16 protein-coding genes are annotated in these 16051 nt (G+C 73.5%); 7 read left to right on the forward strand and 9 right to left on the reverse strand.

The annotated features are described in order from the left end of the window. Window positions 1–222: 222 nt before the first annotated feature. Entirely contained in the window at window positions 223–951 is a 729-nt protein-coding gene (locus tag ABZ939_RS21665) for a VIT1/CCC1 transporter family protein (protein WP_361857444.1), read from the reverse strand. Between the two features lie 218 nt (window positions 952–1169). Here ABZ939_RS21665 and ABZ939_RS21670 point away from each other — a divergent pair, with 218 nt between their 5' ends. From ABZ939_RS21670 to ABZ939_RS21700, 7 genes are read left to right on the forward strand one after another with little or no spacing between them, the layout of a single operon-like run. Next, window positions 1170–2180, forward strand: coding sequence for an ADP-ribosylglycohydrolase family protein (locus ABZ939_RS21670; protein ID WP_361857447.1), 1011 nt, complete (start codon window positions 1170–1172; stop codon window positions 2178–2180). Beyond that, entirely contained in the window at window positions 2177–3631 is a 1455-nt protein-coding gene (locus ABZ939_RS21675; protein ID WP_361857450.1) for an ADP-ribosylglycohydrolase family protein, read from the forward strand. Before ABZ939_RS21670 ends, ABZ939_RS21675 begins: the two co-directional genes overlap by 4 nt. Beyond that, entirely contained in the window at window positions 3612–4763 is a 1152-nt protein-coding gene (locus tag ABZ939_RS21680) for an ADP-ribosylglycohydrolase family protein (RefSeq protein WP_361857452.1), read from the forward strand. The genes ABZ939_RS21675 and ABZ939_RS21680 overlap by 20 nt, the downstream gene beginning before the upstream one ends. Continuing rightward, window positions 4760–6160 (forward strand): ADP-ribosylglycohydrolase family protein, encoded by a 1401-nt coding sequence (locus tag ABZ939_RS21685; RefSeq protein ID WP_361857455.1) that lies wholly within the window; start codon window positions 4760–4762, stop codon window positions 6158–6160. The genes ABZ939_RS21680 and ABZ939_RS21685 overlap by 4 nt, the downstream gene beginning before the upstream one ends. Beyond that, window positions 6157–7077: a ribokinase gene (gene rbsK / locus ABZ939_RS21690; protein WP_361857458.1), complete on the forward strand. Its 921-nt coding sequence runs from the start codon at window positions 6157–6159 to the stop codon at window positions 7075–7077. The genes ABZ939_RS21685 and rbsK overlap by 4 nt, the downstream gene beginning before the upstream one ends. Beyond that, window positions 7074–8279: a CoA transferase gene (locus ABZ939_RS21695; protein ID WP_361857461.1), complete on the forward strand. Its 1206-nt coding sequence runs from the start codon at window positions 7074–7076 to the stop codon at window positions 8277–8279. The genes rbsK and ABZ939_RS21695 overlap by 4 nt, the downstream gene beginning before the upstream one ends. Further along, window positions 8276–9088 carry an aldolase/citrate lyase family protein gene (locus tag ABZ939_RS21700; protein ID WP_361857464.1) on the forward strand — a complete coding sequence of 271 codons (813 nt, stop codon included), beginning with the start codon at window positions 8276–8278 and terminating at the stop codon, window positions 9086–9088. The genes ABZ939_RS21695 and ABZ939_RS21700 overlap by 4 nt, the downstream gene beginning before the upstream one ends. A gap of 99 nt (window positions 9089–9187) precedes the next feature. Here ABZ939_RS21700 and lgt read toward each other — a convergent pair whose 3' ends face one another. From lgt to ABZ939_RS21740, 8 genes are all read right to left on the reverse strand, one after another. Further along, complete coding sequence (gene lgt / locus ABZ939_RS21705) at window positions 9188–10204, reverse strand: prolipoprotein diacylglyceryl transferase (protein WP_361857467.1); 1017 nt, start codon at window positions 10202–10204, stop codon at window positions 9188–9190. Window positions 10205–10290: 86 nt separating this feature from the next. After that, the gene (locus tag ABZ939_RS21710; RefSeq protein WP_361857470.1) at window positions 10291–11109 is read right to left on the reverse strand and encodes a thioredoxin domain-containing protein; all 819 of its coding nucleotides are present in this window, start codon (window positions 11107–11109) and stop codon (window positions 10291–10293) included. A 64-nt stretch (window positions 11110–11173) separates the two neighbouring features. Next, window positions 11174–11989 (reverse strand): tryptophan synthase subunit alpha, encoded by an 816-nt coding sequence (trpA, locus tag ABZ939_RS21715; protein ID WP_361857473.1) that lies wholly within the window; start codon window positions 11987–11989, stop codon window positions 11174–11176. Further along, complete coding sequence (gene trpB / locus ABZ939_RS21720) at window positions 11986–13281, reverse strand: tryptophan synthase subunit beta (RefSeq protein ID WP_361857476.1); 1296 nt, start codon at window positions 13279–13281, stop codon at window positions 11986–11988. The genes trpA and trpB overlap by 4 nt, the downstream gene beginning before the upstream one ends. A gap of 297 nt (window positions 13282–13578) precedes the next feature. After that, a complete protein-coding gene (locus ABZ939_RS21725) occupies window positions 13579–13779 on the reverse strand; it encodes a tryptophan synthase subunit(beta) (protein WP_361857595.1) in 201 nt (66 codons plus the stop codon). Window positions 13780–13888: 109 nt separating this feature from the next. Then, window positions 13889–14698 (reverse strand): indole-3-glycerol phosphate synthase TrpC, encoded by an 810-nt coding sequence (gene trpC / locus ABZ939_RS21730; RefSeq protein ID WP_361857478.1) that lies wholly within the window; start codon window positions 14696–14698, stop codon window positions 13889–13891. 142 nt (window positions 14699–14840) lie between these two features. Continuing rightward, window positions 14841–15383, reverse strand: a complete 543-nt coding sequence (locus tag ABZ939_RS21735) for a DUF2752 domain-containing protein (protein ID WP_361857481.1) — start codon at window positions 15381–15383, stop codon at window positions 14841–14843. A 308-nt stretch (window positions 15384–15691) separates the two neighbouring features. After that, entirely contained in the window at window positions 15692–15940 is a 249-nt protein-coding gene (locus ABZ939_RS21740; RefSeq protein ID WP_361857483.1) for an HGxxPAAW family protein, read from the reverse strand. Window positions 15941–16051: the final 111 nt, after the last annotated feature.

Here is a 16051-nt window from a genome sequence, read left to right on the forward strand (position 1 = left end):
TCGGACGGACCCGTCGCAGAGCGGGCCTCATTGCCCGCGGCGCTTACGCCTCATGCCCGGTGGTTAAGGATTCGAAACCAGCGAGTAACGGCTAGATATGTTGCGCTGTGCATAGTGTCTCACCGGAACGGCGGATCCGCCCAGGGGATATACGTCACAGCCCAGCATGCACGCGGAAGGCCCCCGCCGCATGGCGGGGGCCTTCTCAGGACGCGTACGAGGTCAGAGCGCCGCCCCGAACAACATGCCGAGCCCGTACGTCACGGCTGCCGCGGCCCCGCCCAGTACGAGCTGGCGCAGCCCGCTGAACCACCAGCTGCGGGCGGTCACCCGGGCCACCAGCGCCCCGCAGGCGAACAGCCCGACGAGCGCGAGCAGCACGGCAGGCCACAGCGCGGTCGCGCCGAGCAGATACGGCAGTACGGGAAGCAGGGCGCCGAGCGCGAACGAACCGAAGGACGACACCGCGGCGATCGTCGGCGAGGGCAGGTCGTCGGGGTCGATGCCCAGCTCCTCGCGGGCGTGGATCTCCAGCGCCTGCTCCGGGTCCCGGGAGAGCTGCATGGCGACCTCGCGGGCCAGCGCGGGCTCGACACCCCGGGAGACGTACAGCGCGGCGAGCTCCTCCATCTCGTCGATGGGGTGCTTGCGCAACTGACGTCGCTCGACGTCCAGTTCCGCCTGGACGAGCTCGCGCTGCGAGGCGACGGAGGTGTACTCGCCGGCCGCCATGGAGAAGGCACCGGCCGCGAGTCCGGCGAGGCCGGTGATGACGATGGTCTGCTGCGAGACCGCGCCACCCGCGACACCGGTCATCAGGGCCAGGTTGGAGACGAGCCCGTCCATCGCGCCGAAGACCGCGGGGCGCAGCCAGCCACCGTTCACATCGCGGTGGGTGTGGTTGTCGCGGTGGGCCTCGTGCAGTGGCGCGTGGACTTCGATGATGGACATGCTTCTCCCCTGTTTCTCCGGCGGGCCGGGCTGCACCCGCCACCCCCAACACCCTCGAAAATACGCGCGATGTAAGGGGCCCGCCAGCAAGGCAGGCCGTACTTACTAAGGCTGACCTTGCTCTTCTGGCGGGGTGTCAGCCGGGTGACAGAGACGTTTCTGCGACGTCATCGCCTCCCCACGTGGCACAGATTCAGCAACCGTGAAAGGGGTGCCAGATGGTGAGCGAGACGAGAACGATGGGATGCGATACGCGCGAGCGCGCCAGGGGCGCACTGCTCGGTCTCGCGGTCGGCGACGCGCTCGGCGCACCCGCCGAGAACATGCGCCCCTCGGAGATCCGCCGCCGCTGGGGCCGGATCGAGGGCTTCGTGACGGACAGCCCGGCCGGCACGGACGACACGGAGTACGCGATCTTCTCGGGCCTGCTGCTCGCCCGGCACGGCTCGGCGCTGACCGTCCAGCATGTGGAACGGGCCTGGCACCACTGGATCGCCGACCTCGACGAAGGCCCCTTCCGCGGCGCGGGGTTCAGCGAGCGGGGCACGCTGGAGAACCTCCGCCGCGGCCTGGCGGCCCCGATCTCCGCCCAGCACCGCCACGCCTGGTCGGACGGACTGGCCATGCGGGCCGCCCCGTTCGGCGTCTTCGCGGCCGGCCGCCCGGCCGAGGCGGCCCGGCTGGTCGCGATCGACGGCAGCGTCAGCCACGACGGAGAGGGCATCTACGGGGGCCAGGCGGTCGCGGCGGGCGTCGCGGCGGCGATGGCCGGCGCGTCGGTGACCTCGGTCATCGCGGCGGCCCTCTCGGTCGTCCCGATGGACTCCTGGACGGCCCGCTCGATGCGCCGGGCGGTGGTCGCGGCGCAGCGGGTGGAGCCGGACCCGCTGGTGCGCGAGCGGACGGTCCGCTCGGCGGTCGTCATCGGCGGCTACCCGTGGACGGACCTGGCCCCGGAGGCGGTCGGCCTGGCCTTCGGCGCCTTCGCGGCGGCCCGCGGAGACTTCCGTACGGCGGTGCTGACCGCGGTCAACATGGGCCGCGACGCCGACACCACGGCGGCGGTCGCGGGGGCCCTGGCGGGCGCGGCGGCGGGCATCACGGCGATCCCGGAGGAATGGGCGACGGCGATCGCCCCGGTGACGGGCAGCTGCCTCCCCTCGATGCGCGGCTACCACGTCCTGGACATCGCGGACCTTCTGACGACGGACGAGGAGGACGCGGCATGACGACGACGGACCCGACGCACCGCACCTACGGCTCGGGCTCCCCCCTCTCGGTGAGCCGCCACCCCGCCTCTCCCACCGCGGGCAACCGTCCCGCCCCCACTCCCCCCGTGAGCAACCGCCCCGCCCCCACTCCCACCGTGGACAATCGCCCCGCCCCCACTCCCACCGTGAGCAATCGCCCCGCCCCCACCCCCGCTGTGGGCAATCGTCCCGCTGGGCGGGACGGGTGGGCACAGCCCACGAGACCGGGCGCCCCGGACAAGGACGGCGCCAACGGGGTCCTGGGGCCCGCCCCGGGCCACGGCCCCGCGCGGCGCGAGGCCATCGAGGGCCTCCTGCTCGGCCTCGCCGCAGGCGACGCCGCCGGCTGGCCCGCGGCCAGACACCGCGCCGCCCGCATGCCCGAATGGACCCGCCGCCTCACCCGCGAGCTCGACACCTTCGCCGAGCAGAACGCCACCACCACCCTCCCCGTCCCCATCGCCCTCAACCAGCCCCCCGAGCCCCTCCGCCTCGGCCCCTCCGACGACGCCGAGTGGGCGGTCTTCACCGCCGAGGCGGTCCTCGCCGCCAACGGCCCCCTCTTCGCCACCCTCCCCGCCGAGCGCCGCCTCCGCGCCGCCGTCGACCTCGCCTGGAACTCCCTCGCGAGCCAGGTCGCCGCCGCCTCCGACCGAGCCCCCGAGGTCGAGTCCGCCGTACTCCCCCTCCGCGCCCGGATCTCCGTCCGCGCGGGCCTCGGCAACCTCGCCACCGGTCTGCGCCCGCCCGCCACCGGCCACGACAACCCGCACTACTTCGACGACGCCGCGTGCGTCCGAGCCGCTGTCCTCGCCCTCGTCCACCCCGGAGATCCGGCCGCCGCCGCCGAACTCGCCGAGTTCGACGCCCGGTACACCCAGGACGGCGACGGCGTCCACGGCGCCCGCGCGATGGCGGCGGCGATCGCGGCCGCCCTCGGCGGGGCGGCCGTCGACGAGGCGGTGGAGGCGGCCCTCGCCCAACTCCCGTCCGCCACCGAGATCGGCCGCAACGCCCAACAGGCCGTCAAGATGGCACGCGACGCGACGAGCGCCTTCGAGCTCGTCCCCCTCCTCGAGCACCAGATCGTCGACCACGTCTACAGCTACGGCATCGCCGCCGCCGAGACCGTCCCGGTCGCCCTCGCCCTCGCCACCGCCGCGCGCGGCGAGGCGTCCGCGGCCGTACCCGCCGCCGCCTGCCTCTCGCGTGTCGCGGACTCCGCCCCGGCGCTCGTGGGCGCGCTCACCGGAGCGCTCGGCGGAGCCGGTTCCCTCCCCGCCACCTGGCGCGACGCCTGCCGCACACTCGCGGGCTGCGCGCTCCCCCGCCTCGCCGGCACGGATCTCGTCGAACTCGCCGGGCTGCTGGGAGACACGGAACTGGCCACGCCGGGTGGACAATTCCGACATGACACCCACACTGGATGACCGGATCACCGGAAGCCTCCTCGGGGCCGCCGTCGGCGACGCCCTCGGCGGCCCCGTCGAGGGCTACACCCCCGAGCAGATCCTGGAGCGCCACGGAGGCCGGGTCACCGGCATCGTCGGCCCCTGGAACGGCGACGCCTGGCGTACGGCGCGCCCCATCGCGCCGTACCACAAGGGCGACGGGCACGTCACCGACGACACCTTGATGACCCACGCCCTGATCAGGGTGTACGAGAAGGTCCGCGACCACATCGACGCATACGCCGTGGCGGAGCACCTCGTCCCCGATCTGCTCACCAACCCGCGCTGGATCCCGGAGCTGGAGGCCGAAGCGCTCCCCCTCCAGCGCATCTTCCTCGCCGAGAAATGGCTCGTGGCGCGCCTCCACTACGGCCATGTCGACCCGCGTGAGGCGGGCAGCGGAAACATCGTCAACTGCGGTGCGGCGATGTACATGGCACCGGTGGGCCTGGTCAACGCGGCGAACCCGGAGGCCGCGTACGCGGAGGCCCTGGACGTCACCGGCGCGCACCAGTCCTCCTACGGACGCGAGGCGGCGGGCGTGTTCGCGGCGGCGGTGGCAGCGGCGTGCGTGCCCGGGGCGACGCCGGATTCCGTCGTCTCCACCTCGCTCTCGCTGGCGAAGGACGGCACGCGCGCGGCGATCGAGTCGGTGTGCGAAGTCGCGTCCGGGCACACGGACTTCGAGACGGCCCTCGCGCCCCTGCGCAAGGCGGTGGCGCCGTTCGACACGGTGGGCCCGGACTACCGCGCGCCGTCGCTGGGCGCGCGCCGACCGTCCCGGCTCCATGCGATCGAGGAGCTCCCGATCGCGCTGGGGATGCTGCTGGTGGGGGAGGGCGACTACCGGCGTACGGTCCTGGGCGCGGTCAACTACGGCCGGGACTGCGACTCGATCGCGACGATGGCCGGGGCCTTGGTGGGCGCGCTCCGAGGGGAATCCGCCGTCCCCTCCACCTGGTCGAAACACGTGTCCGAGGCGAGCCGGCTGGACCTGCACGCTCCGGCGCAGGCGCTGGCGGTGGTCGCACACGAGGTCTTCGCCCGCGACACGGCCCGCCGCCGGGCACACGAGTCGGCGTACGCGGCCCTGACGAGCGCGGCCCGATGAACCTGCGCGTCACCTGGGTCCAGCCGGAGGACCTCGTCGGCCACGAACTGCGTCAGGCGGCGGAGGACGGCCGCGACGCCGCCACGATCGCCACCCGCTGGCACGCGGCCGGCGGCCACCCCGCCCCACCGACGGCCGGCGCGTCCCCCACCCCCCGCCCGGCCCTCCGCGCCCTGGCGGAGACCCTCCTCGACGAACTGTCGGCCCTGCCAAGCCCCCTCTCCCCCACCGAACCCACCCCCCTCCCCGCCATCCACGCCTTGACGCCTCTCACCCCCGCGCGCGAAGCGCCACGCTCTCCCGGACGGAGTCCGGGGGAGGGCGGGGTGGGGGAATCCGAACGGCTCCTCGACCAGCTGCACGCCGCCTGGCTCGGCCGCGCCGCCGGGTGTCTGCTCGGCAAGCCTGTCGAGAAGCTCCCCCTCCCCGCCATCCGCGCCCTCGCCCGCGCCGCCGGCAACTGGCCCCTCACCTCCTGGTTCACCGCAATCGGCGTCCCTCAGGACCTCCTCGCCGCCCACCCCTGGAACCGCCGCTCGGCCCCCACCTCCCTCGCCGAGAACATCGACGGCATGCCCGAGGACGACGACCTCAACTACCCCCTCCTCAACCTGCTCCTCCTCCAGCGTCACGGCCGCGACTTCACCACCGCCGACGTCGCCCGTCTCTGGCTCGACGAACTTCCCGCCGGCCGCACCTTCACGGCCGAGCGCGTCGCCTACCGCAACCTTCTCGACGGCATCGAACCCCCGCTGACCGCCGTCCACCGCAACCCCTTCCGCGAGTGGATCGGCGCCCAGATCCGGGCCGACGTCCACGGCTGGACGAACCCGGGCGACCCGGCCGGCGCCGCCGCGCAGGCGTACCGGGACGCGGCCCTCACCCACACCGCCAACGGCATCTACGGCGCCATGTTCGTCGCCGCGACGATCGCCACCGCCGCCACCGGCACCGCCGACGTCCACCGCGCCCTCGCCGACGGACTCTCCGTCGTCCCGCCCCGCTCCCGGCTCGCCGCCGCCGTCCGCCTCGGCATCGAATCCGCCCGTACCACCCGCGACTTCGACACGGTCGTGGACCGACTCCACGCCGCCCTCGGCGGGTATCACTGGGTCCATGCCGTCCCCAACGCCGCCGTCCTCGCCGCCGCCCTCACCCACGCCGACGGCGACTTCTCCCGCTCCATCTGCGCGGCGGTCTCCGGCGGCTGGGACACCGACTCCAACGGCGCCACCGCCGGTTCCGTCGCCGGTCTCCTCGCCGGCCACCCCGACCGGCTGCCCGAGCGCTGGACCTCCCCCCTCAAGAACCGGCTCTCGACCTCGGTCCCGTCCTTCGACGGCATCGGCTTCGACGCCCTGGCCGAACTGACGTATCTGGAGGCAGTACGCCCATGACCAGCATCGTGGTGCTCGGCAGCACCAACATGGACCTCGTCGCCTTCGTACCGAAGGCCCCCGCTCGCGGAGAGACCGTCACCGGCCGGGAGTTCCGTACGATCCCCGGCGGCAAGGGCGCCAACCAGGCCGTCGCCGCCGCCCGGGCCGGTGCCGACGTGTCGATGATCGGCGCGGTCGGCACCGACGACTTCGGCGTACGGCTCCGGGCCGCGCTGGAGGGGGCCGGGGTCGAGACCGACCTGCTGCGCACGGCCGAGGGCCCGTCCGGCACCGCGCACATCGTGGTCGACGACGAGGGCGGCAACGCGATCGTCGTCGTCCCCGGCGCCAACGGCACCGTCACCTCCCTCAGCCACGGCGACGAGGCCCTGATCGGCACCGCCGACGCCCTGCTCCTCCAGCTCGAACTCCCCCTCTCCGCCGTCACGGCGGGCGCCGCCACCGCCCGCCGGCTCGGCGTCCGTACCGTCCTCACCCCCGCCCCCGCCCAGCCGCTGCCCCCCGAACTCCTCGCCGCCACCGATCTGTTGGTCCCCAACGAGCACGAGGCCGCCGCACTCACCGGCATCGCCGACCCGCACGCCGCCGCTGCCGCGCTGCTCGCCCAGGTCCCCGAGGTGGTCATCACCCTCGGCGCGGCCGGCAGCCTGCACGCCGCCCGCGGCAGCGAGCCGTTCACGGTCCCCGCGCCCCGTGTCCGCGCGGTGGACACGACCGCGGCCGGCGACACCTTCGTCGGCGCGCTCGCCGTCGCCCTCGGCGAGGGCAGGCCCGTCCGCGACGCCCTGGCCTGGGCCTCGACGGCCGCCGCGCTCTCCGTCCAGCACGAGGGCGCCTCGTCCTCGATGCCGTACCGCTCCGAGATCGACGCGGCCCACGACTCCCTCACCGGCCAGGAGGTCGACGCCGTATGACCCGTACCCCCGAGTCCACACCGCCCCTGCACGGACTGCGCGTCCTCGATCTCGCCACGCTCTTCGCCGGGCCCCTGGCAGCGATGATGCTCGGCGACTTCGGCGCCGACGTCATCAAGATCGAGCACCCCCGCAAGCCCGATCCCTCTCGCGGCCACGGCCCGGCCAAGGACGGTGTCGGTCTGTGGTGGAAGGTCCTCGGCCGCAACAAGCGGACTGTCACCCTCGATCTCTCCACCCGCGGCGGACGCGACACCCTCCTCCGTCTCGCCGCCGACGCCGACGTGATCGTCGAGAACTTCCGCCCCGGCACCCTGGAACGCTGGGGTCTGGGTTGGGAGGAACTGTCCACCGTCAACCCGGAGTTGGTCCTGGCCCGGGTCACCGGCTTCGGGCAGTTCGGCCCGTACTCCCACCGGCCCGGCTTCGGCACCCTCGCCGAGGCGATGAGCGGTTTCGCCGCGATCACCGGCGAGCCGGACGGCCCGCCCACCCTTCCCCCCTTCGGTCTGGCCGACTCGATCGCCGCCCTGGCGACCGCGTACGCGGTGATGACCGCGCTCCACGCCAGGACCACGACCGGCCGCGGCCAGGTCGTCGACATGGCGATCATCGAACCGATGCTCTCCGTCATCGGACCCCACCCCCTCTGGTACGACCAGCTCGGTTACGTCCAGCCCCGCACCGGCAACCGCTCCCGCAACAACGCCCCGCGCAACACGTACCGCACCGCCGACGACTCCTGGGTCGCCGTCTCCACCTCAGCCCAGTCGATCGCCGAACGCGTGATGCGGCTGGTCGGCCGCCCCGAGCTGATCGACGAGCCCTGGTTCGCCGACGGCGCGAGCCGGGCCGCCCACGCGGACGTCCTCGACGAGGCGGTCGGCTCCTGGATCGCCCGCCACACCCGCGACGAGGCCATGGCGGCCTTCGAGAAGGCGGAGGCGGCGATCGCACCCGTCTACGACGTCCGGGACGTGATGGCCGATCCGCAGTACCGCGCCCTGGACACCGTCACGGAGGTGCCGGACCCGGAGCTGGGTCCGATCCGTATGCAGAACGTCCTCTTCCGGCTCTCCGAGACACCCGGCGCGATCCGCTGGGCCGGCCGCCCGCACGGCGCGGACACGGCCGAGGTCCTGGCCGAGCTCGGTCTCTCCCCGGCCGAGATCGGCGCCCTGCGAACCGAAGGAGCCGTATGAGCCCTGCGAGCGGTACGCCCCTCCCCCTCACCTGGCTGTACGCCCCCGGGGACCGTCCCGCAGTCGTCCAGAAGGCCCTGGTCTCGGGCGCGGACGTGGTGATCGTCGATCTGGAGGACGCGGTGGCCCCGGACCGCAAGGCGTACGCCCTGGCCGCCACCGTCGACCTGCTCGCCGACCCGCACCCCGTCCCGGTCCACGTCCGCATCCACACACCACGGGACATCCCCCCTCTCGCGCCCCTCCCCGGGCTGAGCGGTTTCCGTGTTCCCAAGGTGACACACGCCACTGACATCCACCGGATCGCGCAAGCGGTCCCCGGCATCCCGCTCTTCCCGCTCCTGGAGAACGCCCTGGCGCTCGAGCACGCCTACGCGATCGCGTCGGCCGACCCCGCCGTCCGCGGCATCGCCCTCGGAGAGGCGGATCTCCGAGCCGATCTGGGGGTACGGGACGAGTGCGGCCTGGACTGGCCGCGCAGCCGTCTCGTGGTCGCCGCCCGCGCGGCGGCCCTCCCGCCCCCGGCCCAGTCGGTCCACCCCGACATCCGTGACCTGGACAGCCTGGCGGCGAGCTGTGCGCGGGGCCGCGCCCTGGGCTTTCTCGGCCGGGCGGCGATCCATCCCCGCCAGCTCCCGGTCATCGAGCAGGCGTATCTCCCGTCCCCCGACGAGGTCGCCGCGGCCGAGGAGGTCGTCAAGGCGGCGGAGGCGGAGGAGGGCGCCCTGGCCCTCCCGGACGGCCGCTTCATCGACGCGGCGGTCGTGGACGGCGCCCGCCGCGTGCTGGCCCTGGCGGCCAGGGCGTAGGGCCCGTCCGGCACGGCCGCCCGCATGCGGCAGGGGCCGTCCGGTACCTCTCGGTACCGGACGGCCCCTGCCGTCGTCCTGTCCGCGCTCTGCCGGCGGTCAGCTCTTGCCGGCTGCTCCGGCACCGTTGTCCGCGCCGTTCGTGGCGGGCTCGGCGTCCTCGGGCTCAGCCGCCTCGGCGTCGCCGGCGGTGCCGGGGGCCTCCGAGTCTGTGGCCGCCGTGCCGGAGGTCTCGACCTTCGAGTCCTCCGAGTCCTGCGAGTCACCGTCCGTGGAGCCGCCGGCCACGGCCTTGTCCTTGTCCCGCTCCGGCTCCACGACCTCTTCCCGCCCCGGGCGGAGCCGCGACGAGATCACGATGTAGGCGACGGCCAGGACGAAGACCACGATGGCCGTCCAGACGTTCAGCCGCAGGCCGAGGACGTGGTGCGCCTCGTCGACCCGCATGTACTCGATCCACGCCCGGCCCGTGCAGTACGCGGCCACGTACAGCGCGAACGCCCGCCCATGGCCGAGCTTGAACCGGCGGTCGGCCCAGATGACCAGGAGCGCGACACCGATGCACCACAGCGACTCGTACAGGAAGGTCGGGTGGTAGATCCCCTCCTCGCGGTTCGCACCGGCGGAGATCTTCAGGCCCCAGGGCAGATCGGTCGGCTTGCCGTACAGCTCCTGGTTGAACCAGTTGCCCCAGCGGCCGATGGCCTGGGCGAAGGCGATGCCGGGCGCGATGGCGTCGGCGTACGCCGGCAGCGGGATGCCCCGCCTGCGGCAGCCGATCCAGGCGCCCACCGCGCCGAGCGCGATGGCGCCCCAGATGCCGAGGCCGCCCTCCCAGATCTTGAAGGCGTCGACCCAGTTCTCACCCTCGCTGAAGTACAGCTGGTAGTCGGTGATCACGTGGTAGAGCCGGCCGCCGACGAGGCCGAAGGGCACCGCCCAGACGGCGATGTCGGCCACGGTGCCGGCTTTGCCGCCCCGGGCGATCCAGCGCTTGTTGCCGTACCAGACGGCGACGAAGACACCGATGATGATGCAGAAGGCATAGCCGCGCAGCGGAACCGGTCCGAGGTGCAGGACGCCGGTCGACGGGCTGGGAATGAAGGCAAGGTCCATGGCAGAACCGACGCTACCCTGCCGGGCGGGTGACACGGCAGCCCACCCGGCAACGTCTGCGTAACTAAGACGACCAAGGACGGGCGTCAGCTCGTGGGCGAGGCCGTGCCCGCCTTCTTGCCCTTGTTCGCCTCGGCGACCCACTTCTTCAGGTTCTCCGGGGAGATCTGCTCGTTCCCCTTGCTCGGGAAGATCGATTCTCCGTTGAGAAGCACGGACGGCGTGCCCCGGAAGTCGCTGTTCCGGAAGGCCTCGTTCGACTTTCCGACCCAGCTGTCGTGCGTGCCGTCCTCGACGCAGCTGCGGAAGGTGGGCGTGTCGAGCCCCGGGACCTTCGCCGCCAGCTCGATCAGTTTGTCGTTCTTGCCGAAGGCGTCGTCGGTCTCCTGCGGCTGGTTGATGTACAGCACGTCGTGGTACGCGGTGAACTTCCCCGCGTCCTGGGCGCACGCGGCGGCGTTCGCCGCGCGCAGGGAGCCGCTGCCGCCCATGTTCCCGTCGATGAGGGTGGCGAGGTGGTACTCGGTCTTGAGCGCGCCGGTGGCCTCGAGCTCGTGGATGGTGTCCCGGAAGGCGTTCTCGAAGGACGCACAGGCCGGGCAGCGGAAGTCCTCCCAGATCGCGAGCGTCGACGGGGCGTCCGTCTTCCCCGTCGGGATGGCCGGCTTGTCGCCCTCGATCGAGCCGGTCGGGGCGACGACCGGGCCCGCCTTGTCCGAGCCGCCGTCGTCGTCCCCGGTGTTGGCGGCGATCACTCCGGCGATCGCCGCCAGGCCGAGGACGCCGACGACCGCGGCCGACACGATCAGGACGCGCCGCTGCTTCTCCCGGGCCTTCTCTCGCTCGCGCTGCTGCTGGAGGCGCTCCCGCGCGCTCCGATTCCCGTCACTGTTCTTCTGGCTCACGCCCTCAGCAACGAACCGGGGAGGCGCGTCCGCGCCTCCCCGGTCTCAGATCCACCCGTTCGGGCTACGAAACGCGGCGCACGCCCGCGGCGAGTTCGCCCGCCAGTTCCCTTACGGCGGTGAGGCCGGCGGCCTCGTCGTCGGCGTCCAGCATCCGCTTGACGAACGCGGAGCCGACGATGACGCCGTCGGCGAAGCCCGCGACCTCCTTCGCCTGCTCGGCGTTGGAGACGCCGAGCCCGACGCAGACGGGCAGTTCGGAGGTGGCCCGGGTCCGGCGGACGAGCTCGGCGGCCTCGGCGCCGACCGACTCGCGGGTGCCCGTGACGCCCATGAGGGAGGCGGCGTAGACGAAGCCGGAGCCGGCGGCCGTGATGGTGGCGAGCCGCTCGTCCTTGCTGCTCGGCGCGACGACGAAGACGGTGGCGAGACCGTGCTTCTCCGCGTGCTCGCGCCATACGGCCGACTCCTGGACGGGCAGGTCGGGCAGGATGCAGCCCGCGCCGCCGGCCGCGGCCAGCTCCTCGGTGAACCGCTCGACGCCGTAGCGGTCGATCGGGTTCCAGTACGTCATGACGAGGACCGGCTTCCCGGTGGCCTCGAAGGCCTCGCGGACCGTGCGCATGACGTCGGCGATCCTGACGCCGCCGCGCAGGGCGATGTCGTCGGCGGTCTGGATGACGGGGCCGTCGAGGACCGGGTCGCTGTGCGGGAGGCCGACCTCGACGATGTCGGCGCCGCCGTCGAAGACGGCCTTGATCGCCTCGATGCCGCCGTCCACGGTCGGGAATCCGGCCGGGAGGTAGGCGATGAGAGCGGCGCGGTTGTCGGCCTTGGCCTTGGCCAGGGTGTCGCTGAGGAGCTGGATGTTGCCGCTCACTTGGTGTCCCTCCGGATCTCGCCCGCGCCGTCCTCGGCGGCGGCGTCGGCCTCGACGGGGGCCGCGTCGGTGTCGTACAGCCCGAAGTAGCGGGCGGCCGTGTCCATGTCCTTGTCGCCGCGCCCGGAGAGGTTGACGACGAGCAGGCCCTCGGGGCCCAGCTCCTTGCCGACCTCCAGCGCGCCCGCCAGGGCGTGCGCCGACTCGATGGCCGGGATGATGCCCTCGGTACGGGAGAGCAGCCGCAGGGCCTGCATCGCCGCGTCGTCGGTGACGGCGCGGTACTCGCCCCGGCCGCTGTCCTTGAGGTACGCGTGCTCCGGGCCGATGCCCGGGTAGTCCAGGCCGGCCGAGATGGAGTACGGCTCGGTGATCTGGCCCTCGTCGTCCTGGAGGACGTACGACCGCGATCCGTGCAGGATGCCGGGCTCGCCGGCGGTCAGCGTGGCCGCGTGCTCGCCGGTCTCGACGCCGTGCCCGGCCGGCTCGCAGCCGATGAGGCGGACGTCGGTGTCGGGCAGGAAGGCGTGGAAGAGGCCGATGGCGTTGGATCCGCCGCCGACGCAGGCGACGGCCGCGTCGGGGAGGCGGCCGGCGCGCTCCAGGATCTGGCGACGGGCCTCGACGCCGATGACGCGGTGGAAGTCGCGGACCATGGCGGGGAAGGGGTGCGGTCCGGCGACGGTGCCGAAGAGGTAGTGGGTGCGGTCGACGTTGGCGACCCAGTCGCGGAACGCCTCGTTGATGGCGTCCTTGAGGGTGCGGCTGCCGGACTTCACCGGGACGACCTCGGCACCGAGCATGCGCATCCGGGCGACGTTCAGCGCCTGGCGCTGGGTGTCGATCTCGCCCATGTAGATGGTGCACTCGAGTCCGAAGAGGGCGCAGGCCGTGGCGGTGGCGACGCCGTGCTGACCGGCTCCGGTCTCGGCGATGACGCGGGTCTTGCCCATGCGCTTGGTGAGCAGGGCCTGGCCGAGCACGTTGTTGATCTTGTGCGAGCCGGTGTGGTTGAGGTCCTCGCGCTTGAGGAAGACCCGGGCGCCGCCGGCGTGCTCGGCGAACCGGGGGACCTCGGTGAGGGCGCTGGGGCGACCGGTGTAGTTGACCATGAGGTCGTTGAGCTCGCGGGCGAACTCGGGGTCGGTCTTGGCCTTGTCGTACTCGACGGCCACCTCGTCGACGGCGGCGACGAGGGCCTCGGGGATGAACTTGCCGCCGTAGGCCCCGAAGTAGCCCTCGGTGGTGGGAACCTGACCCTCCGGGTCCGGAATGAAGAACTCGCTGGACATGCGGTTGCTCCTCGCGGGGCGGGATGCCCCGGTCACGTGCTGATGATGGTCACGGTATGCGCGCGACCCCTCACTCCCCGTGTGGGCAATCGTCCCGCAGGGCGGGACGGGTGGGCACACGGGACGGCACCCCGGCGGGTGCCTCCGCTCCAGGGCCCGGCGCCCACGAGGGCGGGGCGGTCACGGGGCGGGGCAGGCACGGAGCGGACGCGCCCGCAGGGGCGCCGTTCCGTTGTGCCCACCCGTCCCGCCCCAGCGGAACGAATGCCCACAACGGGAGCGGGGCGGCCGGGGCCGTCAGGCGGCGGTCGTCATGAGGGTGCGCGCGGGGCGCGGGCGCCATCGCATGCCGTTGACCTGGCCGGGCTCGTCGCCGATCACGTACCGCACGCGGCGGCCGTGAACACGCCGGGCGGGCGCCCGGCAGCCGCGCGGGCGGCAGCCCCGGGCCAGCGGGGCGTGCGCGGGCGCGGCGGCGGTACGGAGCCGGGTGCGCATCGCGCGGCCGGCGGCCGGGTCGGTGACCGTCACCGCGGGCACGCCGACGGCGCCCCGGGCGGCGTGGCCCGTGGCGATCGGCATGGCGCGGCGCGGAGTCATGGTGGGGTCAGCTCCGGCCGTGGCGGAGGGCCGGGTGGGCGCCGGCGGCGACGAGGTCGGCGACGGCGGCCTTCGGGTCGCGGCCGGTCACGAGGGACTCGCCGACCAGGACCGCGTCGGCGCCCGCGTTGGCGTACGCGATGAGGTCGTGCGGCCCGCGGACGCCGGACTCGGCGACCTTGACGATGCCGGCCGGGATCTCCGGGGCGACCCGCTCGAAGGTGGAGCGGTCGACCTTGAGGGTCTTGAGGTTGCGGGCGTTGACTCCGATGATCCGGGCGCCGGCGTCGACCGCGCGCTCGACCTCCTCCTCGTCGTGGACCTCGACCAGCGGCGTGAGGCCGATGGACTCGGCACGCTCGATGAGGGAGACCAGGGCCTCCTGCTCGAGGGCGGCGACGATCAGGAGCGCCAGATCGGCTCCGTACGCCCGCGCCTCCCACAGCTGGTACGCCGTGACGATGAAGTCCTTGCGCAGGACGGGGATGTCGACCCGGGCCCGTACGGCCTCCAGGTCGGCGAGGGAGCCGCCGAAGCGGCGCTCCTCCGTGAGCACGGAGATGACGGCGGCGCCGCCCGCCTCGTAGTCGGCGGCGAGGCCGGCCGGGTCGGCGATGGCGGCGAGCGCGCCCTTGGACGGGCTGGAGCGCTTGACCTCGCAGATCACCGTGACGCCCTCGCCGCGCAGTGCGGCGACGCCGTCCTTGGCCTGCGGCGCCTTGGCGGCGCGCTCCTTGAGCTCGTCGAGGGAGACCCGCGCCTGCCGCTCTGCGAGGTCGGCGCGCACGCCTTCGATGATCTCGTCGAGCACACTCACGCGAGAGGCCCCCTTCCGGGACGGTGATGGTGACGTTGCGTAGATGAACCAGGTTCAGCCACAGTCGATGGTATCCGCAGGACGGCACCGGACCCGCATCCGGCCGAGGTGCGTCCCACCTGCTGGGACTTCACGGGAGCGGTCACGGGGCGAGCGCGGAGCCGAACGGCAGGTTCCGCACCAGCGTGAACAGGGCCAGGACGGCACCGATCCCCCACCACCAGACGGGGGCGATCGCGAGCCTCATGGGCACGCCGCGCACGGCGCGAACCAGCCAGAGGACCATGAGGGCGGCGAAGAGGCCGTAGCCGACGACGGCGAGGGCGTTGGCACCGAAGGCGGTGCCGAGCTCGCCGTGGACGAAGGCGTGGGCGCTGCGCAGGCCGCCGCAGCCGGGACAGTAGATGCCGGTGAACCGCAGCAGCGGGCAGACCGGGTAGTGCCCGGGCTCGTTGGGGTCGACGGTACCGACGTAGGCGAAGGCGGCGGCGACGCCCGCGAGCGTCCCGACCGGCGCGACCAGCCGCCGCGCGAGCGGCCGGGGCGGGGCGGGGACGTACGGCCCGTATCCCGGCGCATGCCCACCGAAGGCGCCGGGAGCGCCGGGCGTGGGCGTCGGCGCGTGTCCTCCAGATGCGCCCGCGGCGCCGGGGACACCCGACAAGCACGGCGCAGCGGCGGCCATCGGCGCGGTCCCGCCGAAGGCGCCAGGGGCACCGTCGGTGCCCGACGAGCCCGGCGCAGACGCGGACGTGGACGTCGATACGTGCCCGCCGGAAGCGCCGGGGGCGCCCGACGCGCCCAGTGCAGGGGCGAGGGGCGGTGGGGTGTCGGGGGCCGCGGGTCGGTCGGAGGCGGCGGGTACGGCTGAATCGTCGGTCACGGCGGCAGCCGTCGGCTTCGCGTCCACCCGGTGATTCTCGCCCCTGACGCGGAAAGGCGCAGCCCGGCACGGCCGGGCTGCGCCTTCGCGCATGTCGTGCGTCGCGCGCGTCAGGCGCGCGCCTTCGTGGTCGCCACCTCGCGGGCGGCGATCACGGCGTCCGAGTCCTTCGGCATGCCGAGGCCCGCGGCCTTCATCGCGAGGCCGACGACACCGCCGAGGAAGACGACGGCGATTCCGGCCCAGAAGCCGGCCGTGTTGGCCGCCACCATGAAGACTCCGGCGACGCAGAAGCCGATGAAGGAGATGATGACACCGGTCCAGGCGGCCGGGGTGTGTCCGTGGGCGCTGCCCGCCATGAGTTGCTCCTCGTTGCTGTTGCTCGGTGGTGGCTCGGGGTGAGGTCTCGCGTGCGAGGACACTCTGCCCCAGACTTCGTCCGGGGGCGCCCCCGCCACATTGTCCCGCAC

The sequence above is a fragment of the Streptomyces sp. NPDC046712 genome, assembly GCF_040645695.1.
In the GTDB taxonomy this organism is placed as follows: domain Bacteria; phylum Actinomycetota; class Actinomycetes; order Streptomycetales; family Streptomycetaceae; genus Streptomyces.